Genomic DNA, 23,774 nt, shown 5'->3' on the forward strand with positions numbered 1-23,774 from the left:
CATTACAATGCACCGGGCATATGGCTGTGCCTTTAAATGAGTGCGAATGGAAGCCTGACGTTACGGGATAATTTAAAATTTGGTTCGCCAAGTCGAACAGGTGTTGACAAGCCTTCTCATGGAAGCGTAGACTCCGATAGCAAACTACCGCAAGTGGCTTGTAACGCAGATCCTGCGAAAAAATCTATTGACCCAAAGGGTGAACTTTTTGATTTAAAACGAAAAACACACTGTTAACAGCACAGTTAACCTTTAAGTTACAATATCAATTAGTTGAGTTTAAAATCAAAAAGTTCATGAGAAATTCGGGCTAACCGGACACTACCCCAAAGGCAGGATCGCTGAGTTTTAAGCCCACTGTAGCGCAGGTTTCGCGAGGTACCTTTTGCAGAATTTACGTAAAAAGCACATGGAACTGAGTTAAAACCGCCACCGCGCTTGCCACCAAACCTTCATCGCTTATCGGGGTGCCCCCAATAGATTACTGCCTTAAGCTTAGCCTATTATTCTATATTTCCGGAAAAAAAATCCGTCTTCACGGAATCCAACAACTGCAACTTTATTAATCACATTAGGTAATTACACAAGTTCAGCTACATATACACCTCCCATTTCACCGACCAACTCGGTATGCTTTTTGCGACATAAGCCGACAGGCATTTTCGACAAACTCAAAAAGCAGAGATAATTATGACCGATATTTGGATACCCAGTGCACTTTACAAATTCCTACCTTCATTTTGTTTGCTTATAGCAATTGCTTTTATTGTGCTCAACAGGGATAGCTTTGGCTCTATACTGGCTACATACCTAATTGGGTACTCCACTTGGGTACTATGGCAACGGGTACAATGGAAAAATGCACTCTCAAAGTAATGAAACTAGCCGAAGTGACATTTAAAGGTGACCCTGTAATTGTAGACAAAAGTTTATGTGGATAACTTGGCACCTAGGAGTCTAGCGGTATGAATCTCAAAGTTGTTCTAGGTGACAGCTAGTAGCATGTTTCTCCAATAATTATTACTCTTGGGCCCTCTGGTATTATTTTACAGAGGGCGTTGTTGTTTATAGCTATGGAGCGAGGAGATGATTCCAGTTTAGAAATTCTCGGCTGCTGTGGATTGATCGTGGATTAACAGATTTAACAAAAAAGTGCTTTGTCCGTTTTATTTGAAGAAAAAATTGCTCAATCCGACAGGCTCCTAGAAAGCCGGAAGCCAGGATTTCTCATCAATACAGTTTTTCGCAGGGCAAAGCACAAGTCTATTCCCGATATATTCTCCATTTTGGATTCTGCAATACATTGAGACTTCGGCCATGAAGTTAGATCCACTTATTTCTAAGCGTAAAAGGCACATTTACCAATGTGTGCTTACTCTTTATCAATCAGGGGTCTCCACGCTGCTTAGACAGCGTAAATCATAACCGCTGGGGCTTTGGAAAATTCGCAAATCAAACTCAGAAACTGCAGCCAACAGGTGATCGAAGATATCAGCTTGGATAGCTTCGTAGTTCGCCCAGGCTTGATCTTTTGAAAAAACATAAATTTCAAGAGGTAAGCCACGATCGGTCGGGGCAAGTTGTCGGACCAGAAACGTCATGTCTTGATGGAGTTTGGAATTGTTTCTCAGATAGGCAATAATATAAGCACGGAAAACGCCGATATTGGTCTGACGCCGGCCACTGATGTTGAGATTTTGGTCATAGTTCTGCTTCTGGTTATATTCTTTAATTTCCAGTTCTTTATTCCTTATGTAATCAGCTATCAATGAAATGTTGGAGAATCGGTCCAACATCTGTTCATCACAAAACCGAATAGAGTGAATGTCTATATTCAAGGCTCGTTTTATTCGTCTACCACCTGATTCGGACATTCCTCGCCAATTTTTAAAAGAGTTTGAGACAACAGCATAGGTAGGGATGGTTGAAATGGTTTTGTCCCAGTTCTGTACTCGAATAGAATGGATGGACATATCAATAACATCACCGTCGACACCATATTGGGGTATCTCTACCCAGTCACCAAGACCTACCATTCCGGTGGAATTGATCTGAACGGATGCGACAAAGCCAAGAATCGAGTCTTTGAAAACCAATAGAGTTACGGCGGTTAACCCGCCAAGGATCGATAGAATCCCCCATGGAGATTTTCCAGTGAAAATGGAAATTAGAAAAATTGCCCCAAAAACATAGATGATTATTTTCGCTGCATCTGTGTAACCACGAAGGCTCACCCCCTTATTCTTTCTGACAATTCGGTGAATATCATTGACAGAAGAGAGCAAAGCATTAAGACTGAGGACGGAAACAATGACAAAGCCGGCGGTTATTAGTCGTTTTGCCGGCAGATAGCTTGTTCCCCCTGAATCAAGAAACATATCTATTGCGAGAGATAAGATGGTCACCGGCACGAACCAGCTGATTTTGGTGAGCAATTTGTTTGCTGCCAGAGGATCATCCCACCTGTAGTCATTCGACTGGATCCAGGTGACGAGAAACGTTAAGAGGGCTTTGCGGACAATCAGGGTTGCCACAATTGCTGTCAGGATAACAGCAAAGACTGCCAGTATGTAGGCCAACAGTTCTACCGTTACCGGTGACAGATCGAACTTTTGTAAAACAGAGGTGAACCAATTATTTTTCATGGAGCAATATCCTTCCTCTTTGGGTCAAAGTGTTGTGTTTGCTTATTGAGTTTCCTTGGCCCCCTCCTGACAATATGTTTTTTTGTTCAGGATATTTTGTATTTTCAGCCAATTGTATCAATAACAGTGGTCCTTCGAAAAGGCAAAAAGGTATGCAGGCTTCCACTGACCAAAAACAACCTCTCTCAACGTGTTGGTGCAGCCTACCCGATTATGTGATTTTTCTGACTTTATGCCAGCCATAGAAGAACACACAAAACTGTCATTCTTCAAGCTTCACCACCATCTTAAACCCAGGAAATTTTATACCAAGTACGAAACACGTAAGCTGATCGAGAATAGTTTCGGCGGGCGATATTGCCGATGATCACTCTTGATATCTCCGTACTAGCGACTGTCACCATGACGCCAAAATCCGCCCGCAATTCGGCAGCTAATGGTTCATTTTTTGGGCATGGTGTCGGCCGTCCGACATGTCGACGGGTCTATACTGCTTTGAACAGGCCTCATTCATTCATGAACAACTGGAATTTGGAGAATACCAGTGGAGAACAAATTGCAAATAGGTTAGATGTTGGCGTCGTATTATAACACCCAACAATCATAATGGACAATCAAGCGAATATTGTATGAAAAATTTCTTTTTTTACTTTGCTACCGTTCTCATCTGGGGATCGACCTGGATAGGGATAAAAATGCAGCTTGGTACCGTTGATCCAATAGTCTCGGTTGCGTATCGTTTTGGCTTGGCAACACTCCTGCTTTTAGCCTGGTGTAAGCTTTTTCGCTTGGAAATGTCTTTTTCCAGGCGCCAGCATCTGTTTATGGCTGCTCAGGGAATCCTGCTTTTCGGATTTAACTACCTCCTTTTTTACATAGCCGAACTCTACATAAACAGTGGTCTGGCCGCAGTCCTTTTTTCAACCATTCTGCTGATGAATGTCATGAATGGAGCGATATTTCTCGGACAACCTATTGATAAAAAGGTGATTATTGCAGGGCTGTTCGGATTGACCGGGATCGTTTTGGTGTTTCGGCCGGAAATCACGGCTTTTTCTCTGGAAAATCATGGCCTGCGGGGAGTGCTGCTCTGTGTGGCTGCTACCTTGCTTGCCTCTTTTGGCAATATCACTTCGGCATATAATCAAAAAAGCAACAAACTCCCTATCATACAGACCAATGCTTATGGGATGGGGTACGGTGCTTTGGCAATGTTGGCTGTTGCTGTATTTTCAGGAAAAACGTTCTTATTTGAAGTGACGCCCCTCTATATCGGCTCGCTGGTGTATCTTTCCGTTTTTGGATCGATCATTGCCTTTGGCTGTTACCTGACTCTGGTGGGTAACATCGGAGCAGACAGGGCTGCTTATGCGACCCTGCTCTTTCCCATTGTTGCCCTGATCATTGCCACCATATGGGAAGGATATCACTGGACGCCATCTGCTGCGATGGGCATTGTTTTCATACTCACCGGCAATATCATCATGGTACACAAAGGGTGGAAGATGCCCTGGAGCCTTAAAAGGAAGGTACTGGTGCCAGCGAAAGCCGAGAAATAACGCCTCCGCCGTATGTTTGAATGGGAAGCAAAATCCCTTTCAATTCAAACAAAGCGTTATTTCCCGCGCAGTGCTTGCAGCAACTCTTGGGACGGCTTTCCCGTCTGTGCCATCCCGGAGTATTGTTGAAAGGCCCTGATTGCTCCTCTGGTTCCGGAACCGATACTGCCGTCAATAGTACCGGTATAATACCCTTTCGTTTTCAAACGGGTCTGCAATTCATACTTATCCGCCATGGACAATGAGCCGGCTGGACGCGGCCATTTTTGCACCATACCATTATATCCGGCAATCTGATCCGCCAGCAGGCCAACGGCAAGCGCATAAAAATCTGAGTTATTATAACGCTTTAACACAAAGAAATTCTTTAACACCAGAAAGGCCGGCCCCTTGACACCTGCAGGCATTTTCAACACCGCTCTGTCGTCTGGACGGGGAAAAGGTTTATTCAATGGCCTTGAGAATCCAAGCCGTTGCCACTCCACAAGTGTGCGCGTCTTGCCAATCTCTTGTTCACTGATAGTAGAGGGCGCCAGCACTTCGTAGCCCCAGGTCTTGCCTGTCTGCCAGTTATTCTTGTTCAATAAATTAGCCGCAGTTGCCAACGCATCCGGAATAGAGTTCCAAATATCACGCCGTCCATCGCCGTCCATATCAACCCCATACGCAAGATAACTGGTAGGGATAAACTGGGTATGCCCCATCGCTCCAGCCCAGGAGCCTGTGAGTTCCCGGCCGCTGACATCCCCGGCCTGTAAAATTTTCAGGGCTGCTATCAGTTGGGAACGTGCAAACTTGGCACGTTTCTTATCTCCGTATCCTAATGTGGCGAGGGCTCTGGGCACATAATGCAATCTACTGGTCCGCAACAGAGCAGCGCCATAGCTTGTCTCCATGGACCAGATGGCAAGCAGCACAGAACTTCTCACGCCATATTGTTTTTCGATTGCAGCGAGCATACGGCCACGTTGTTCCTGGTGGGACTGCCCCTTGGCAACAGCACCTGAAGTCACCCGAGCATCAAGATAGTCCCAGATCTCGGTGGTAAATTCCGGCTGGTACTGCGCTTTTTCCAACACCCGTTCATCAGGGTCGGTTATGCCTGAAAAGGCTTGTTCATACACAGCACGCGAAATGCCCTGCTGGGCTGCCTGGGGGTAGAAGTCGGTTATCCATTGCTGAAAACCGGTTACTGCCGGGGCCGGCGAAATACTTACAAAAGACAGAACAACAAAACCGAATGTGCCGATTATCAGGTTATTTACATACGTACGGTCAAACATGCTACAGAGCCTCTTTGTGCAATTGGAGATGAAATCAATACCATGGGAGCAACAGGGTATCCTATAAAGCTTTACCTGACAAGAAACTCTGCCAACATGGCTTGATAATCACAGAAGTTAATCCATATTTGCTTTCAGCATGGCACACCATTTTTCTCCAAATCTCTCTCAGGATTTGTTGCTGTTTTCACAGAGACCTCCTATAGTGAAAAGTTCTATATACCCAGGTACTTTTCCCAGACGAAGAAACTATGACAAAAACATACGCTGAAATTAACGAAAAGATTGCTTCCGGAAAAGCTGTCGTCCTCACCGCAGAGGAAATTATTGATTATGTGGACAAAAACGGACTGGAAAAAGCGGCAAAGGAAGTAGATGTGGTGACCACCGCAACCTTTGGCCCCATGTGCTCCTCCGGATGTTTTATTAACTTTGGCCACAGCAAACCTAAAATGCGAATTTCAGAGGGATGGATTTCCGATGTCCCTGTTTATTGCGGCATTGCTGCTGTTGATGTGTACCTGGGAGCTACCGAACTGCGCCAAAATGATTCGGCCAACATGTACTATCCCGGAGAATTCCGATACGGTGGCGGTCATGTAATTGAAGATCTGGTTGCAGGTAAAAAGCTCCAGTTTTTTGGCCTTTCCTACGGCACAGACGACTATCCCCGTCGGGAAATCAGGACCATGTTTGATATCAATGACCTGAACCAGGCAATCATGACCAATCCGCGTAACTGTTACCAGAACTACAATGTAGCGGTCAACACCTCTAACAAAACCGTCTACACTTACCTGGGAATTCTTAAACCGCGGATGCGAAATATGACCTACAGTTCCGCGGGGCAGCTTTCACCGCTGCTCAATGATCCTCTGTACGAAACCATTGGGGTGGGCACGTCTGTCTGGCTTGCCGGTTCTCGAGGGTTGGTGTATGCCCAGGGGACTCAGCACTGTTCTGATGTGGAACGTGATGAAAATGACGTTCCTGTTGAAGGCGCGGGAACCCTTGCCTTGACCGGTAACATGAAAGAAATGAATCCTGAATTTGTACGGGGCGTCAGCCTTAAAGGGTATGGCGTGTCTCTTGCGCTGGGGGTTGGTATCCCTATCCCGATTCTCAATGAAACCATCTTGAAACGGGTCACGGTCAGGGATCGCGACATACAGGCATGCGTTATTGACTACGCTGAAGATTATCCCCAGAAAACAGGTAAGGTGCTGGCAAAATTTACCTACGAACAACTTCGTTCCGGCCAGGTGGAACTTGACGGCAAAAAAGTAGCGGTTTCTTCCATGTCTTCCTACAACAAAGCCTTAAAAATATGTAATTTGCTCAAGGCTGAAATCGAAGATGGTAAGTTTCTCATTTCCGAGCCCAGCCAAAGGTTGCCGTTGAACCAGGGAATGCATTCGTTAGAGATAAAAGGACCGGCAAAATGATCACCAAAAAAATATACCTCTACTTTCCCAAAAGCGAGACGGAAAAGCCCATTGTCTGCCAGCTTATTCGAAATTTTGATCTGACCATCAATATCTTCCGCGCCAAAGTCACCCCAGAAGAAGAAGGCTATCTCTCTCTTGAAATCACCGGCACTCAAGAGCACATTGACCAAGCCTACGAATTTCTCAGTGAATTTGATGTTATCATTCAAAACAAAGGCATCCACTGGGATAGTGACAGATGCACCCATTGCGGGAACTGCATTGTTCACTGCCCAACCGGCGCTCTGCATTTTAGTGACCGTACAACCAGGACGGTGATGTTTAATGAAGAAAAGTGTATAGAATGCCTTTCCTGTATCACAAACTGTCCGTTCGGTGTCTGTTCCTCTGCGTTCTGATCCACTGCTTTGCCGGTAATTCGAGTTAGGCGGTGAAATCCGGACTCATAACTGAGCCTGTTGATTTACTGTCTTTTCGCCCAATCTCTTTGTTATAATGAAAAAATAATCCTCGGAATATCAGATATATGCCTGTGGTTATTTTTTCATTATGCCTCGACCTTGAACGAAAATCCCAGTAAATCAACAGGCTCATAACTGATCAGAATAAAAAAAAAGCACATGCGAGCGTTTCGAAAATTTTCCTGGAAAGACACCAACCTCCGGGTCGCAGGCGACCACTTTGCGCTGATTACGCAAACCATTATGGCGGAGAGAAAAAAACTGGAGCAGTATATTCGTCGGCATCCCGCTTTCCGTTCGTCCCTGACTCCCGTTGACCTGCAAGAAAATGCGCCCCCCATCGCCCGACGGATGGCAGCAGCAGCACGACTTACCGGACTTGGCCCCATGGCCTCGGTGGCTGGTACTCTGGCGCAGATGGGAGTGGAAGCGGCCATGGCCGAAAGCAGAACCGAGGCTATTGTCGAAAACGGGGGTGATATGTATATTTTCTCCCACAAGCCTGTTACCATAGGTATCTATGCCGGCAAAAACGATATCAGCGGCAACCTGGCTTTTCGACTACCGCCGGACGAATTGCCGCTGGCCATCTGCTCTTCCTCCAGCCACATGGGACACTCCATGAGTTTCGGCCAATGCGATCTGGCCACCGTCATTGCCAAGGATGCTGCCCTGGCAGACTCAGTCGCAACCCTCACCTGCAATCAAATATGCAAAGACAAGGACTTGGAAACCGTTCTTAATGCAGCAGGCGATATTCCGGGCGTCAGTGGAATTCTGGCTGTAAAAGAAGGGAAAATTGGTATATGGGGAAAAATTCCGGAACTGGTGCGCAACCTGGACCATGCAACAGATGATAAAATCACCAAAGATCGCCACTCAAATTTCCAACGCCACTGATTGTCCGTTCCAGTATTCTTTGCTCAACCTGAAGCATTGAAGCGCATCATAAAAACAGGGAATAAGCGGAATTATCTGTTTCTTCACGATATCTATACCCCAAGGCGTCCAACCTGCGCTCAAGTTTGCCGCTCTTTTTCTCAGGGCACTCAAGACCAATAAGAACCCTGCCGAAATCACCTCCCTGGGTGCGATAATGAAACAGGGAGATGTTATGGTTGCCACGGGTGGCGTCAAGAAAACGAACCAAAGCGCCAGGCGTTTCCGGAAACCAAAAGCGAAAAAGACGTTCATTGCGCACAACCGGCGATTTACCGCCGACCATATAGCGAATATGGGTTTTAGCGAGATCGTTTTCGGTCAAGTCAAGGTTGTCGTACCCTGCTGCAGTTAAACGTTCACTAAAGGTATAACGCTCTGCCTCATTGGTGATGGAAATGCCGACAAAGATATGAGCCTTTTGGCGTGAAGCAAGCCGGTAGTTAAATTCCGTTATATTACGATCGCCCACCATATCATGGCAAAACCGCTTTAAACTACCAGGTTTTTCGGTAATAGTGACAGCAAAAAGAGCCTCCTGCTGTTCACCCACCAAGGTCCGCTCGGCCACGTAGCGTAGCCGCTCAAAATTCATATTTGCCCCGGAGTTGATGGCTATCAGGGTTTTCTGTTTGCAGCCGGTTGTTTTTATATATTTTAATAATCCTGTTATTCCAAGAGCGCCGGCCGGCTCTACAATGGAGCGAGTGGCCTGATAAATTGCTTTTATGCCACTGCACAACTCATCGGTATTCACCCGTATAATATTATCCACATATTGCCGGCACAGCTTGAAGGTCTGTCGACCAACGGTTTTCACAGCAACACCATCTGCAAAAACGCCAACAGAAGGCAGTGTAATACGTTTGCCCGCTTCCAGGGAACGAGCCATGGCATCACTGTCAAAAGGCTCTACTCCAATAATTTTCACCTTTGGTCGCAAGTTCTTTATATAGGCTGCTACACCGGCAATCAGCCCTCCTCCCCCGACAGGCACAAACACACAGTCAAGTTGTCCCGGATTCTGCCGCAAGAGTTCGTCACCCACCGTCCCCTGACCGGCAATCACAAGCTCATCATCAAAAGGAGGGATGTAGGTTAACCCGCTGGAACGCTTCAAAACAGCGGCGTGTTCAGCTGCCTCGGAATAATTGTTACCATACAGCACAACCTCGCCCCCATACCCCTTGACCGCATCGACCTTTATCTGCGGTGTTGTAACCGGCATGACGATGACTGAACGAATACCAAGACGACGGGCTGAAAAAACAACGCCCTGGGCATGATTGCCGGCCGAGGCAGTTATGACACCCTTGGCACGCTCCTTATTGCTCAGCTGGGATATACGGTTATAAGCTCCACGTATTTTAAAGGAAAAAACAGGCTGTTGATCTTCGCGCTTGAGCAAAATTGTATTTTCCGTCTGCAGAGAAAGAGCGACCGCCTCGTCAAGCGATGTTTCGATGGCCGCCTCATATACGCGGGAGGTTAATATCTGCCTGATTATTTTTTTCACTACCTTCTCATCTCCAATTGTACATGATCGTAATCCGTGGTTGTATACAGGACACCTTATATAACTTGATGTTGCACTATATCCTGCAAACATAACGCCGGAGTGTCTGCCCAACCCTGCTATACAACCATATCAGACACCCAAAAAACAAACACTACCTGTAACTTATAGCGAAAAACCTGCGGAGGGACCATGGACCAGCAATTGATTGATGCTCTTGCACAATTTAAGCAACAGGGAAAAATTACCGTCATGACCGGTGCCGGTATTTCAGCAGAAAGCGGTATCCCCACCTTTCGTGGTCCCGAAGGATACTGGACCTTTGGCTCTAAAGAATACCATCCACAGGAAATGGCCACCTTTCACATGCTGTCCCAGTACCCTGAAGAGGTCTGGCGATGGTATCTCTACCGAATGGGAGTCTGCCGTAGTGCAGAACCCAATCCCGGTCATTTTGCCCTGGTTGATATGGAAGCGGAATTCGGTGATCGTTTCACCCTGATCACCCAAAATATCGATGGCCTCCATCTGCGTGCAGGAAACAGCCTTGAAAAAACCATGCAGATTCACGGCAACGTATCATACATGCGATGCCTGGAAGAATGTACGCCTGAAGTATATCCAATCCCGGAAGAAGTCCCTGGTAAAGCCAAAGAAGATCCCTTTACAGAATATGACAGGCACTATTTACGCTGCCCTCGATGCGGATCCATGAGCAGACCCCATATCCTCCTCTTTGACGAGAGCTATAATGAGCATCACTATCATTTCCACAGTGCCCTTGAAGCCGCACAAAAGACAGATCTATTGATCATTGTGGGTACTGCCGGGGCTACCAACCTTCCCAATCAGGTGGCAATGGCCGTATACCAGCAGGGCGGCACCATTATCGACATAAACATTGAAGAAAACACCTTTTCCGACATGGCGCTGCGCAGTCGGAGAGGTTTTTTTGTCCAAAAACCGAGCGGCCAGGCCCTCCCGGAAATTTTTGAGATTTTGGCAGGAGATTAGACAGGTGGAAGCTGCACAAGCCGGCAGCAGCTCTACTCTTTAGGGGGTGCGTTATGCCTGACTTTCGCCTGCAACCGGCTGTTTCCATTTCACCAAAGAGAGGATAACCAAAGCTGCCAACAAGATTAAGCCGATGGTACCCAAGCAATAGGCAGGGTATCCGCCGGTTGCAATAAGCCATGAACCGCCAAAAGGACCGGCAAAAGAGCCAAAATGCATGGCCAGCATCATCATATTGGCATTGTATCCACGAAACTGTGGTTCTGAGTTCAGATACATCAACGCATTGAGAGGAGGGATGCAAAGCCCCATCCCCATGCCGAACAGTACAGCAATGGCAAAAAATAGCGGGCCGCTCACACCAACGGCAAGGATGCCATAGCCAACGCCGGTAATAAGTAAGGCAGACAATATAAGATGCTCTTTGCTGTACAAGTCAAAGACTCTGCTGCCAAACAGGCGCATGGTAACCATAATGCCCATTTGGATGGTAAAAAAATAACCAGGATTAGCTATCCCCTGCTCTAAACCGTACCCTTTAAGAAAGTAAAACAAAGATGAAAAAAGAAAAAAATAACTCGCATTAATAAAAAGTATTCCTGCAACCTGCACGCGAAGCAGATTGTGACGATACCCACTTTTCACCAGTGGCTCAGCTGCCGGCTCTTTGTCTGCACTGCTATGGCGGCACATTTTGGCCTTATTGACTGTTGCAAAAACGGCTGTCGGCACCAGAAACAAAGCTGTGAGCATATACATAGTTGCCGGGCTACGGAACCATGATTGAGTTACCTCTGTGATGGCAGGCATGATGGAATACGGGAGCAGCATCGCCACCGAATACAGGCTAAATGCCAGCCCTGTTTTCAGGGGAGGGATAACCGCCACAAAAAGAGTCATGCACGATGCCATCGTAAAAAACAAACCAATACCACTGGCAATCCGAATGCAGATAAGGGGAAGCATGGAGACCGAAAACTGGTAGGCGATGCCGCAGCATGCTGTAATGAGCAAACCGATTACCATGATGACACAGGCATTTTTTGACGTTATAAACCTGCTCACCCCTCCATACATGCACATTGATGTCAAAGGATAGAGACCAATGAGCATGCCTGTTTCCTGAGTTGAAAATCCAAGACTCAGCAAATATGGAAAAAAATTAAAAAAAACGGCAGTATTGCAAAGAGTAAGAAAAGTAATGGCACAAAGTGCTAGAAACTCTCTGCCAAAAAGTGGTTTGCTCGTCATAGGCCCTCTTGCTGACGGAAAAGTGAAAACTATGAGCATACTACATACTCCACCAATTCATCTAAAAAAAGCACATCATGTTTGAATGGTTCGTCTTAATAGTCGCTGGTTTTTTTGCAGGTATTCTTAATGCTATTGCCGGAGGCGGCAGTTTTCTCACCTTCCCTGCACTTGTTTATGCAGGTATCCCGCCGGTGAGTGCCAACGCTACCAGTGCTGTGGCTGTCTTTCCTGGATATCTGGGCGCGGCTGCTGGTTTCAGAAAAGAAATCCTCGCCTTTGACCGAAAAGTACTACGCCATTACCTCTTTCTTTCCATTGTCGGCGGCCTTGTTGGTTCACTTTTGCTTTTAGTGACCTCCAATGCAGTTTTCTCTTCAATTGTTCCCTGGCTACTGCTTTTTGCTACACTGGTTTTTGCTTTTGGCAAGCGCTGTACAGAGTGGCTTGCAACTGCACATAAACCATTGCACCAGGCAGAAACACCATTCCTACTCGCTGTTTCCATATATGGAGGGTATTTTAACGGTGGGCTTGGAATAATCCTTCTCGCCGCATTTATCACTTTCGGCATGCAAGACCTGCATTTAATGAACGGGCTGAAAAATGGCATGTCACTGGTTTTATCTACTGTATCGGTGATCACCTTTGCCGTTGCAGGCATTGTCCAGTGGCCGCAGGCAGTTGTTATGATGGCGGCAACTACCATTGGTGGATATTTGGGAGCACTTCTCGCCAAGGCTATGCCTGCAAGGCTGTTGCGATTGAGCATTGTGAGTATAGGTTTTATTATGACCCTCATTTTCTTTGTGCGCTCTTGAGCCACCTCTTTCACTCGCTTGCGGTCGTCGGACATTTGACTTACCCAAAAAACAACACAAGTAACCCTCCGTAATTAAATAAATTTAGTTACAAACACTTACAACTCCATAAAAATAAGTTGCTTTTTAAGACGACCGGTCATATTGTAACGACATGAAAGAAAAGCAGGAAGAAAAAAAACGTCTCATTATCAGGAAAGGACTCAAGGCACTGTATAGAAAAGGATACAATGCCACGGGAGTTAAGGAAATTACAGATGCTGCCGGTATTCCGAAAGGGAGCTTTTACAATTATTTCCACTCCAAAGAGGACTTTGCGGTTGCAGCAATGCAGTACTTCACTGGTAAAGAACTGTCAGTGATGGAGGAGATCCTTACCGATTCCGAAACACCGCCTCTTCAACGCATTGAAAACCTCTACCGGATGAAGATTGACCACTTTATTAACCGAGGAAGATTTTCATTTGGCTGTTTTCTGTGCAACATCACCTTGGAAATGGCTGATGTGAGCGAACTTATTGCCACCGAGGCTTCAACCGCTTTTACCAAAGAATATCAACCGATTATTGAGTGCCTCAAGGAAGCGCAGGCCAAAGGCGACTTGCCGGCTGATCGGGATATTGAGCAATTGACTGATTTGCTGCGCAACAGTTGGCTGGGGGCACTGGTGATTATGAAGGCTAACAAAAACCAGCAACCACTGGAAAGTTTTCACCAGACCCTGCGGCACATTATTCTTTGTTAACCATAAATACTGAAGTTAAGCAGGATACACACGTTCCATCCACCACAACAAATGGCCACATTAAAAGAGGAGCAGAGCATGGAAAACATCACATTCAAGGCAATGATCGTTACGGAGTCCGACGATAAGAAATTCACCCGCAAAATAGGGGAAAAGCAAATCAGCGACCTCCCCGAAGGAGAGGTTATCATCAACGTCCAATACTCCTCCTTAAATTATAAGGATGCTCTCTCTGCAATCGGCAACAAAGGGGTGAGCCGCTATTATCCGCACACTCCTGGAATCGATGCAGCCGGGGTGGTTGTGGAGAGCACAAACAGTAAGTTTACCCCAGGTGAAGAGGTGCTGATTACCGGCTACGACCTGGGCATGAATACCACTGGTGGATATCAGGAATACATCAGGGTGCCGGCCGACTGGATAGTGAAGCTGCCGGAAAACCTTACCCTGCGCGAGAGCATGATCTACGGCACTGCCGGTTTTACAGCAGCTCTTTCTTGTTACAAGATGATTAATAATGGGGTCGTGCCGGGAAATGGACCAGTCCTGGTAACCGGTGCCACCGGCGGAGTGGGCAGCATAGCGCTTTCCATCCTGGTCAAATCAGGCTACGAGGTGGTGGCTGTCAACGGTATTGTTGATGAGACAGAATATCTTAAAAAACTTGGCGCTAAAGAAGTTATCTCCATCGAAGAGGCAGATGACAAGAGCGGTCGCCCCATGCTAAAGCCCCGTTGGGCAGGAGCCATTGATACGGTAGCCGGCAACATCCTTTCTACCGCTATCAAAACAACCAAATATGGTGGTTCCGTCACCTGTTGCGGCAATGTTGGGTCTGCGGAGCTATCTTCTTCCATTTACCCATTCATCCTTAATGGGGTAAGCCTGCTGGGTATTGATTCGGTAAACTGTCCGGTTGACACCAGGATGGCGGTTTGGAACAAAATCGCTTCTGACTGGAAGCTCGACTACCTGGAAGACATAACCACTGAATTGCCCAACATGGAAGCCCTGGATGAGCGGATCGATCTGATCCTGCAAGGTAAAAACAGAGGTCGGGCCATCGTGAAAATTAGCAAATAAACAAGCTCAACCGTACATTGTATTGCTAAGAGGGCAGGAATCTCCCTGCCCTCTTTCTATAATTGCGACTCTATAGGCAGCAAGGCCATTACACTGACCAGTAATCGTTTGAAAAAAGAGGTGTCCGGTTCCACTCTGCGCACCACCTCTCTGCCCCCCTCCTTTCGGACCCACTCCACATCCTCGCCACCGTAATTATCCGGGACCAGCCGCAGCTGATAGACGTTTGTACTTTTCCGCTCATCAAAACGCTTTCCTATTTTCCGGCCAAGCTCCGGTGAATCGAAAACAATCCCAAGTTCCGTGTTCTGATCTGCTGAACGTGGGTCAAAATTAAAGGAACCTATAAACAAGATCTGCCGGTCAAAAATATAGGATTTTGCATGCAGACTTGCCTTAGATGCCCCACCGAAAACTTGCTGTTTTTTCTTCCCTGCCGGCAAAGCATCAATTGCGACTTCATACAACTCCACCCCAGCCCGTAGTAATTCCTTTCGATATTTTGCATACCCGCAATGGACAACAGCGACATCGGTCGAGGCGAGTGAATTGGTTAAGATACGCACCTGAACACCCTGGCTCTGCAATTTTTTAAAAAAATCGACCCCTTCTTTCCCAGGAACAAAATAGGCACTGAGCATTAAAAATTCAGAGCTTAACTCGTTTACCAATGGATTGAGCTGGGTGGCGAGGTGCAAATCTTTTGCGTCCAAAGCAGCTGAAATTTTCTCCGGATCATCATAAACAGCCACCGCTTTACCCCACGAAAAAGGCAGCACATCGTTTTTCAACTCTCTCGCTAATTGTGAATTCTTGAGGGCTTGAACGTATTGCTGTGCTTCAGGCCTCTTTGTATATGCATCCAGCAATGGCCTGGCTCGTTCAAGGGCTTCTGGATCAGGCTTTTGAGAAGATATTAATTCCACAGGGTAGGAAAGTGGATTATTCCAATAGGAATCAAAAGAGTTTGAAATTTCGTTAACTACCGGCCCTATTGCCAAAACGTCCATATCGCCAAAAGCAAGTTCAGGGTCTGCAGCAAAATACTCGTTACCGATATTACGACCGCCTACGATGGTGGCCTGATTATCGATGGTCAACGATTTATTGTGCATCCGACGAGTTACGCTGCCAAATCGAGTGATGAACTGGGATACCCTGGAACTACCGCGAATAAATGGATTAAAAATTCGAACTGAAATATTCGGATGCTGGGCAATAGTGAATAAATTTATATCACGCCCTTCCAGGCCCATATCATCCAGAAGAAGGCGTACTCTGACTCCTCGATCGGCTGCCTGGAGAAGCAAATCAGCAAGGAGCCCGCCAACCAAATCGGGATGATACAGGTAATATTGCAGATCGATACTTTTCTCAGCCGCCAGGACAAGCACTGCTCTTGCTACAAAGGCGTCAAGTCCGTTATCAAGCAGATAAAAGCCGGACTGACCTGGGTGCTCCTTTTTGTCATCTGCAAATAAGGTGGCAAGGTGGGTTTGCTCTGTTGCAGAAATAACAGTTGTTGGTACTAACGCACTGTTGTCAGGTAACTTCGCACACCCGGAAGCTATGCACAAAAGAATAGTCCCTGCCGTCAGCCAACGTACGGTCCATCCAGCAAAATATCCATGTCTCATGACTCATATCCCTTTGTCACGGGTTACAGGTAAAGGCTGTTGTATTCTTTCCTTATACCTTACTTTCCGTACCTTTTTATAAAAATTCTTCTCAAAAAACACAATCTTTGCAAAGCTGTTTATATTCTGTACGTAAATGATCCCCCTAAATGGAGATAATAGGTAATTACTACACAGCGGACTCATCATGAAAGTAGCGATTTTGTTCTGTATCATATCACTTGTCGGTTGCTGGTCACCAAAAGCACAAGCAGTTGACCATCATCTCTGGGACGGACTTCTCAAAAAACATGTTCGCGTAATAAACAACGGCAACAGTACCCAGGTCGACTATGCAGGTATTGCCAAGGAAAATGATACACTCCAGCAATACCTGCAACACATGTCATTGATCACGGTGAAAGAATTTGATAGCTGGTCAAAAAACGAACAACTCGCCTTTCTCATTAACAGCTACAATGCGTGGACAGTTGCCTTGATTCTAACCAAATATCCAGATTTGTCGTCAATCAAGGATCTTGGCTCATTTTTTCAAACACCATGGAAAAAAAGGTTTATTCCGCTGCTGGGAAAAGAACGTAGCCTGGATGATATTGAGCATAACCTTATCAGAGGGTCTGGACGATACAATGAACCGCGGATTCACTTTGCTGTTAATTGCGCCAGCATTGGTTGTCCGGCATTGAGAGCTGAAGCATATAGAGCAGACAAACTTGAAGAGCAACTGGAAGAAGCAGCCACAACCTTTCTCCAGGACCATCAGCGCAATCGTTACAAAAATGATACGTTATACATTTCGTCTCTTTTCAAGTGGTACAAAAAAGATTTCGCGCAAGGCTGGCGAGGGGCGGAGACACTGCATCAATTCTTGGCCTTGTATCACGATTCCTTGCAGATACCCGCAGATCATCTTTCACGAATGAAAAATGGAGAAATTGACATACGCTACCTTGAGTACGATTGGCAGCTCAACGACACGTAACCGAGGCAAGCAACACCTTTTTACGCCAAATGGTTGTAGGAAACGACAAATTTTGCTATGAGCTTGACCTGGTAGTTACTACCTACTCACCGTCTTAAATGGAGCATAGCTTCTGGCCTTCTCAGACAGCAGTCACACCCTCCATACAAATATAAAAACAGAACACCACGGGAGCATCCATGCAAAATTATATCTATGTCATCGGTGAAGAGCAATCTGCCATTATTCCTGAAAATCCAGAAGTGATGGAATTTACCAGTACCAATATGGGTGAGATAAATACAGAGGAGCTTTTACTGGTGATTGGTAATGTCTTTGGTAAAGGTGAATTTTTTCCCGGCCCTCAAGAAGTGCTGACCTCAGTCATTCATGAGGTGGTGAGAAGGTGGGAAGAGTATCAGCAGCAAAAAGACAAGGATAAGTATTGTGTCGTATTGACAGCTCTACGCCTTCTCGATGGACAGGTAGAAGCCGCCCCCTTAAGTATCATCTCAATCGGGGATCAACATTTATCAGAGACTGATAATGATCAATTTTACACGCTGCTGCTTGACCAGTTGCCCGGCTTTCAGGAAAAATTCAAGCAGAAAGCTTACTCTCCTGATTCAAAGTTGATAACAATCATCCAAGATGCTGCAGAGCACCATGAGCTGAAACAAGCTCCTTCGGCGTAGTTTTTTATCAGGGTTTACGTACAAAGTCAGATAATTTGGGAGGGGTAACACAAAAGCCACTCATGCAGTCACCAATGGAATTGCTCTCAGCGTCTTCCAGATCTATCAACGCTTTTATGACATCTTCAAGGGTAGCCCCTGCAAATTCGCCGTCCAGGGAAAACCATCCTTGATTGTCTGTATACGCAAAGTTCTGCCGGACATGTGCCTGCTGCTCTTCTTGGGTTTTATCTATAAATTTACCGGAATACATGGTACTCCTCTCAAAGTAGGATACATTTGCTGAAAAGTAGTTGTTGCATGCAATGTTGTGTGATTTCCATCACGTTCTTTGCAACGATCCTTTCCAGGAGCAACCACAAACTCCCGGAAATCTCCTGTACAATCATGACCAGCAGTTTTTATGAATTTTTCTACATTTTTATCAAGACAAACCATTCAACGGCATGTCGCCCAAAATAGATCATCAGGAATGCAGTTGATAGCAGGGAGAATAAGAGGTTGTGGCTAACTTCATCCTTCCGGCATCAATAAAACCTGCAAGCAGTTGATCCAGCGGATCCATAATCTCACAATCCCCGCGTAGCTCAAACAATCCTTTTTCCTCTATTGCTCGTATTCCTGCATCTTTCACATTGCCTGCCACAATCCCGGAAAAGGCGCGTCTTAAATGTACGGCTAACTGATATTTTTCCTGATCCATGGAAAGATTCAGCTGGCTCATGCTCTCATGGGTTGGCACAAACGGATGCTGGAAGTTGTGATCAATATGCAGTAACCAGTTGTAATAGTAGGCATCATCATTGAGTTTGCGAAATTGGCGCACCCGCTCAATCCCTTCCTTAACAGTGAGGGCAACCTTTTCCGGCTCATCAATGATAATTGTATACCTTTGCTGGGCTTCCGGGCCTAGAGTAGCACCGATAAACGCATCAATCTGTTCAAAATAAGAAGCCGCACTTTCCGGTCCCGAAAAAACAACCGGAAAAGGCATGTGCATATTCTGCGGCGCCATCAGAATGCCGAGGAGATACAAAATCTCTTCTGCAGTACCGACGCCACCGGGAAAAACAACAACCGCATGCCCGGCGCGGACGAATGCCTCCAACCGTTTTTCGATATCCGGCATAATCACCAATGCATTCACAATGGGGTTGGGTGATTCCGCAGCAATAATTCCGGGTTCGCTGATGCCAAGATACTGGCCACTGTAATTACGTTGCTTTGCATGGCCGACTGCCGCACCCTTCATAGGCCCTTTCATTGCTCCTGGGCCACATCCCGTACAAATATCCATACCACGGAGGCCGAGTTGATACCCTACTTCCTTGGTATAATCATATTCATGTTCCGGGATGGAGTGCCCACCCCAGCAGACAACAAGACGGGGATTGGTGCGCGGCCGCATAATGTTGGCGTTTCTCAATATATGAAAAACGGCATTGGTTATATCACCTGAGTTGTTGAGATCAAATTTGGGATTGGTGTTGATCTCATCATCGACATAGATGATGTCACGAAGCACAGCAAACAGATGTTCCCGTATGCCTCTGATCATCTCGCCATCCACAAAAGCATTTTCGGGTGCGTTTATCAGATCGAGCTTTATACCCCGCTCCTCCTGGATAACACTGATGTCAAAACTACTGAATCGCTCAAGCAACTCTTTCCCATCATCCAGGTATTCACCGTAATTCAAAACAGCAAGAGAACAACTGCGAAAAAGAGGGTACAGATCTCCCCTACTGGTATCCAGCAGTTTGCTGATTTCCAACCGAGATAATACATCCAGATGCCCGTTTGGGGAAATACAGGCATCCAATACAGACTGACTCATAAAACTTCCTACTCAATAATTTTGTTTTATCTAAAAACCATATTGTTCTTCATGGTATCCGATTTCCATCAGTATTCAAAATCTTCAAGTTTATCGTCATAATTCAGCAAAGATCTAAAAACTGTCAATCTCCCTCGAACTGCAACTGTTCAGCAGTGCTTTAAATGTTCACCAACTGAACGACTTAGCGGACAAGCCCCGACTTCGATACACCGGTATACTGGACGGGCAGATCGTAAAGAGTTGGTGCTGCTGATCAGTCACTGTTCATCTTATCACAAAGTTTTGCAGGAAAAAGAGATTTTCAATCAAGCGCCTCATCCTGATCACAAGATTTCCAATCCCAATGTTTTGCCGCATAAGCATCCAACGCCCTGAGTTTTGTCACCGTACACACCCACTATTTTCATATAAAAAAATTCCAGTCAGGCTTTGGTTAGGGTCGGCACCTCCTACAAAAGGATGCACATGCCGCTCTTGATGGGAATAATTGCATCAAATTCCTGAGCATCCGAGCCAAAAGCGACTCCGATGAAAATTTTTAATTATTGAGGCACAACGGCTTTCAGCGAGTTGAAAAAAAGACCTTGATTATGCGAGTTTCAATGTTGTAATTGAATAACAGGACAACAGAAAAATTAATCAACCCATAAACAACAGAAAACAACCATAAAAAACCATAAATTACAACAAACTCGATTGATCAGGCACCATTGCAAACGGTTCTTAAAACGAAAGAAAATGCTGAACCTGCCATTTACATCCATTCGTGAAAGTGCCGTTTGCACAATTTGCATCCAGCACAAGGGGATTCACTGCATGAAAACACTCGTCACCTGTTCCATTACCACACTTTATCAATTGCCCTTCCTTGTCGCTTTCGCACTGGGCCTAAACACTCTCCCCGGACACGCAGCAACAGTGCAATATGAGTACGATGCTCAACATCAGTTAATCCGCGTTATCTATGCGGATGGTGCGACCATCAATTATGCGTATGATCCGAATGGCAACCGTGTACAAATGATCACCAGTGGTGCTGTTCAGATGACCTATGAAGATGGCGAGGATATGACCACCGCAGGTTGGGAAATTTATGACAACGATCCTGCCGGTGCTACCATAACCAATGTATTTGATGAGCAGCGAGACGACAGAGCAATCGAGTTTATCGGCACTACCACCAAAAATGGCTATAGGCTGAAAAATGCAGATGGTACCACCTGGAATAATCTAGACTTTAAGGTGCTTGAGTGGAGCACACGATATTCTGAAAATTTCATTGTATACGTTGCAGTACAGACTACTAAAGGCTTTCGTTATCTTTACTACACCCCTGCAAATGAGGACAAACTTGGAGATAACACCTATATCCATCATGGGCTTGGTCAATCCTTAAAAGACGGCAACTGGCACCTGGTTATCCGTGACCTGGAGTATGACCTGCAAGAAGCCCAACCAGATAATACCCTGCTTTCCGTTGATGCTTTTCTTATCCGTGGTAGCGGACGAATCGATGATATCAGGGCCCACGATGCTATTCCTGAATCCCACGACTCTGACCTGGATGGTATCTCAGACCAGGAAGAAATCAACGTCTACGCTACTCATCCCTACCACGAAGACTCAGATAATGACGGCCTCACAGACTTTGAAGAGCTCACCTACTGGGGCACCGATTGGAACAGCGATCCGGATGGTGACTCCCTCATCAATATTCTCGATGCTGATGCTGATAATGATGGTGTCCGAGATGGTTTTGAAGTGCTGGCTGCAACTGACCCGGCTGACGGGGAATCAACTCCCGAGTCTATTACGCTTGAGGATGGAGAAGACAGCGATACCCTGGGTTGGCAAATTTATGATAACGATCCTGAAGGTGCTGTCATCACCAATGTATTTGATGAACAAAAAGCAAGCCGTGTCATAGAATTTATCGGCAGCCAAACCAAAAATGGCTACCGGCTGAGAAATCAAGACGGTAGCAACTGGAATATTACACACTTCAAGGTGCTTGAGTGGAATATGCAATACCAGGAAAACTGTATTGTCTACATTGCAGCACAAACCGCCGATGGCTTTCGCTACCTCTACTACACTACTGCAGATTACGACAAACTTGGAGATGGCACGTATATCCATCATGGTCTTGGCGCCTCTCTCAAGGACGGTTCGTGGCAGACCGTTATCCGTGATCTGGAATATGACCTGAAAGAGGCGCAACCAGATAATACACTTCTCTCCATTGATGCCTTCCTCATTCGTGGAAGCGGCAGGGTCGATGATATCAAAGTATACCATTCTATTCCTGCGCAACAAGATTCCGACCATGACGGGATTTCCGACATCGATGAAATCAACACATACACAACTCACCCCTACTATGATGATTCAGACAATGACGGTCTTACAGATTTTGCAGAACTCACCTACTGGGGAAGTAACTGGAACGGTGATCCTGACGGAGACGCACGTATCAATATTCTCGATGAAGATGCAGATAACGATGGAGTGAGCGATGGTTTTGAAGTGCAAGCCGGAACCGACCCGGCTGACCCGGAAATAATCCCAGAGGTTATCACCTTTGAAGATGCGCAAGACACGGATCTAAAAGGTTGGCAGGTCTATGACAATGATCCGGCGGGTGCAGCCATCGCCAATGTCTTTGACGATCAACTAAATAGTCAGGTCATTGAGTTTAACGGGGTCGGCACCAAAAACGGTTTTCGTCTTAAAAATGAGGATGGCAGCTACTGGAACAACCGCAACTTCCCCATACTCCAATGGAAGATGCGCTATACTGAGAATTTCGTGATCTACTTTGCCACCCAAACCACGGATGGATTCAGGTATCTTTACTACACCCCAGCTACGGAAAATAAACTGGGAGACAGCACCTATATCCATCACGGCCTTGGTACTTCCATACTCGATGGTAACTGGAATACGGTGAGTCGCGATCTGAAAGATGACCTGAAAGAGGCCCAACCAGACAATGAAATCCTCTCCATTGACGCCTTTCTTATACGCGGTAACGGAAGGATCGATGACGTCAAGGCTTATCGCAAATGAAGACTCCAGATGCCCCATCTTTGCTTCAATTGCCTCATAAACGTCCCTATCATTCAGGAAAAGCCATGGTATCAATACGCAAATCAACCCACTCAAAAAGTATGAATAAACATCTTATGACGTCCATCAAACCTCTGATCCTCACTGGCGTGCTGTTCCTGAGCGCCCTCACCCTGAACGTTTACGCCGATTGCAGTTGCAAAATTGGCAGCAACTACATTTCCACCATCGGCATGGAATTCACCGCAGTATCATGCCCGCCGGAGGGATTATCCTATACCAATACAACTACAAGGGTTCTGTATCTGACTGATCCCATCAAATGTGGAGGTTCTTCTATCAGCAAAATAACATCATATGGTGACGCAGACCTGCCCCCTGCCCTAACAATCAGCTTTTACCAGGACCAAGGATACAAAATACTCACCAATCCAAGCGGGACACATATCATTGCTGTGCATAAAAATTTCAACGGACAGGTGGCAGGAAAGGCTGTATCGACAATTTCTCTCCCTACACCGTATGTCAGTGAGGATCTCAATCAATATTGTACCCATCCCACTCAGTTAGCAGATGCAGACAGCGATGGATTTCCAGACTGCCTTGACTGTTCCACTGATGACCCTGAGCTGTCTACTGACTGTCCGACCTGTGCCACAGAACACGCTGCATTGATAAATAGCTGCGCAGGCGAAAAAAATATAGCTGCCTTTGATAGCGAAGCCTGCAACGGCTATTGTAAAAGCAATGGCCCGCCTGTTTGCCAACCTGACGTTATTTCACGCTAACAATATATTGAAACAACCA

Annotated in this window: 19 protein-coding genes; 12 read left to right on the top strand and 7 right to left on the bottom strand. The window is 46.1% G+C overall.

All coding sequences use genetic code 11. The annotated features are described in order from the left end of the window. Window positions 1-1,382 precede the first annotated feature (1,382 nt). Window positions 1,383-2,645 (bottom strand): mechanosensitive ion channel family protein, encoded by a 1,263-nt coding sequence (locus tag JWH17_RS09910; RefSeq protein ID WP_205222455.1) that lies wholly within the window; start codon window positions 2,643-2,645, stop codon window positions 1,383-1,385. A gap of 629 nt (window positions 2,646-3,274) precedes the next feature. Between JWH17_RS09910 and JWH17_RS09915 the strand changes: the two genes are divergently transcribed. Then, the gene (locus JWH17_RS09915; protein WP_205222456.1) at window positions 3,275-4,204 is read left to right on the top strand and encodes a DMT family transporter; all 930 of its coding nucleotides are present in this window, start codon (window positions 3,275-3,277) and stop codon (window positions 4,202-4,204) included. Window positions 4,205-4,260: 56 nt separating this feature from the next. On the opposite strand, the gene JWH17_RS09920 is transcribed toward JWH17_RS09915, so the two are convergent. Beyond that, a complete protein-coding gene (locus tag JWH17_RS09920) occupies window positions 4,261-5,487 on the bottom strand; it encodes a lytic murein transglycosylase (RefSeq protein WP_205222457.1) in 1,227 nt (408 codons plus the stop codon). Window positions 5,488-5,738: 251 nt separating this feature from the next. On the opposite strand from JWH17_RS09920, the gene JWH17_RS09925 reads away from it, so the two are divergent. The 3 genes from JWH17_RS09925 (at window position 5,739) to JWH17_RS09935 (ending at window position 8,296) form a co-directional block, all read left to right on the top strand. Continuing rightward, window positions 5,739-6,932, top strand: a complete 1,194-nt coding sequence (locus JWH17_RS09925; RefSeq protein ID WP_205222458.1) for a homocysteine biosynthesis protein — start codon at window positions 5,739-5,741, stop codon at window positions 6,930-6,932. After that, on the top strand, window positions 6,929-7,333 hold the full coding sequence (locus JWH17_RS09930) for an NIL domain-containing protein (protein ID WP_205222459.1): 405 nt from the start codon (window positions 6,929-6,931) through the stop codon (window positions 7,331-7,333). Before JWH17_RS09925 ends, JWH17_RS09930 begins: the two co-directional genes overlap by 4 nt. A 222-nt stretch (window positions 7,334-7,555) precedes the next feature. Continuing rightward, window positions 7,556-8,296, top strand: coding sequence for a UPF0280 family protein (locus JWH17_RS09935; RefSeq protein ID WP_205222460.1), 741 nt, complete (start codon window positions 7,556-7,558; stop codon window positions 8,294-8,296). 46 nt (window positions 8,297-8,342) lie between these two features. On the opposite strand, the gene ilvA is transcribed toward JWH17_RS09935, so the two are convergent. Continuing rightward, window positions 8,343-9,851, bottom strand: a complete 1,509-nt coding sequence (ilvA, locus tag JWH17_RS09940; protein WP_332468400.1) for a threonine ammonia-lyase, biosynthetic — start codon at window positions 9,849-9,851, stop codon at window positions 8,343-8,345. Between the two features lie 192 nt (window positions 9,852-10,043). Between ilvA and JWH17_RS09945 the strand changes: the two genes are divergently transcribed. After that, complete coding sequence (locus tag JWH17_RS09945; RefSeq protein WP_205222462.1) at window positions 10,044-10,865, top strand: SIR2 family NAD-dependent protein deacylase; 822 nt, start codon at window positions 10,044-10,046, stop codon at window positions 10,863-10,865. Window positions 10,866-10,916: 51 nt separating this feature from the next. On the opposite strand, the gene JWH17_RS09950 is transcribed toward JWH17_RS09945, so the two are convergent. Then, entirely contained in the window at window positions 10,917-12,116 is a 1,200-nt protein-coding gene (locus JWH17_RS09950; protein WP_205222463.1) for an MFS transporter, read from the bottom strand. Between the two features lie 77 nt (window positions 12,117-12,193). On the opposite strand from JWH17_RS09950, the gene JWH17_RS09955 reads away from it, so the two are divergent. The 3 genes from JWH17_RS09955 (at window position 12,194) to JWH17_RS09965 (ending at window position 14,765) form a co-directional block, all read left to right on the top strand. Further along, window positions 12,194-12,937 (top strand): sulfite exporter TauE/SafE family protein, encoded by a 744-nt coding sequence (locus JWH17_RS09955; protein WP_205222464.1) that lies wholly within the window; start codon window positions 12,194-12,196, stop codon window positions 12,935-12,937. Between the two features lie 154 nt (window positions 12,938-13,091). Further along, complete coding sequence (locus JWH17_RS09960; RefSeq protein ID WP_205222465.1) at window positions 13,092-13,682, top strand: TetR/AcrR family transcriptional regulator; 591 nt, start codon at window positions 13,092-13,094, stop codon at window positions 13,680-13,682. 78 nt (window positions 13,683-13,760) lie between these two features. Next, complete coding sequence (locus tag JWH17_RS09965) at window positions 13,761-14,765, top strand: YhdH/YhfP family quinone oxidoreductase (protein ID WP_205222466.1); 1,005 nt, start codon at window positions 13,761-13,763, stop codon at window positions 14,763-14,765. 56 nt (window positions 14,766-14,821) lie between these two features. On the opposite strand, the gene JWH17_RS09970 is transcribed toward JWH17_RS09965, so the two are convergent. Next, window positions 14,822-16,402: a phospholipase D family protein gene (locus JWH17_RS09970; protein WP_205222467.1), complete on the bottom strand. Its 1,581-nt coding sequence runs from the start codon at window positions 16,400-16,402 to the stop codon at window positions 14,822-14,824. A 187-nt stretch (window positions 16,403-16,589) separates the two neighbouring features. Here JWH17_RS09970 and JWH17_RS09975 point away from each other — a divergent pair, with 187 nt between their 5' ends. Further along, window positions 16,590-17,384 (top strand): DUF547 domain-containing protein, encoded by a 795-nt coding sequence (locus JWH17_RS09975; RefSeq protein ID WP_205222468.1) that lies wholly within the window; start codon window positions 16,590-16,592, stop codon window positions 17,382-17,384. A 179-nt stretch (window positions 17,385-17,563) separates the two neighbouring features. Further along, window positions 17,564-18,058 carry a hypothetical protein gene (locus JWH17_RS09980; protein WP_205222469.1) on the top strand — a complete coding sequence of 165 codons (495 nt, stop codon included), beginning with the start codon at window positions 17,564-17,566 and terminating at the stop codon, window positions 18,056-18,058. Between the two features lie 7 nt (window positions 18,059-18,065). Here JWH17_RS09980 and JWH17_RS09985 read toward each other — a convergent pair whose 3' ends face one another. Both JWH17_RS09985 and ppnN read right to left on the bottom strand, forming a co-directional pair. After that, window positions 18,066-18,311, bottom strand: coding sequence for a hypothetical protein (locus JWH17_RS09985; RefSeq protein WP_205222470.1), 246 nt, complete (start codon window positions 18,309-18,311; stop codon window positions 18,066-18,068). Between the two features lie 213 nt (window positions 18,312-18,524). Further along, on the bottom strand, window positions 18,525-19,895 hold the full coding sequence (ppnN, locus tag JWH17_RS09990) for a nucleotide 5'-monophosphate nucleosidase PpnN (protein ID WP_269755841.1): 1,371 nt from the start codon (window positions 19,893-19,895) through the stop codon (window positions 18,525-18,527). 819 nt (window positions 19,896-20,714) lie between these two features. Between ppnN and JWH17_RS09995 the strand changes: the two genes are divergently transcribed. Both JWH17_RS09995 and JWH17_RS10000 read left to right on the top strand, forming a co-directional pair. Beyond that, a complete protein-coding gene (locus JWH17_RS09995) occupies window positions 20,715-22,967 on the top strand; it encodes an RHS repeat protein (RefSeq protein WP_205222471.1) in 2,253 nt (750 codons plus the stop codon). 65 nt (window positions 22,968-23,032) lie between these two features. After that, a complete protein-coding gene (locus tag JWH17_RS10000) occupies window positions 23,033-23,755 on the top strand; it encodes a hypothetical protein (protein WP_205222472.1) in 723 nt (240 codons plus the stop codon). The last annotated feature ends 19 nt before the right edge of the window (window positions 23,756-23,774 follow it).

Origin of the sequence: Desulfogranum marinum (genome assembly GCF_016918565.1) — a bacterium.
GTDB lineage: Bacteria > Desulfobacterota > Desulfobulbia > Desulfobulbales > Desulfobulbaceae > Desulfogranum > Desulfogranum marinum.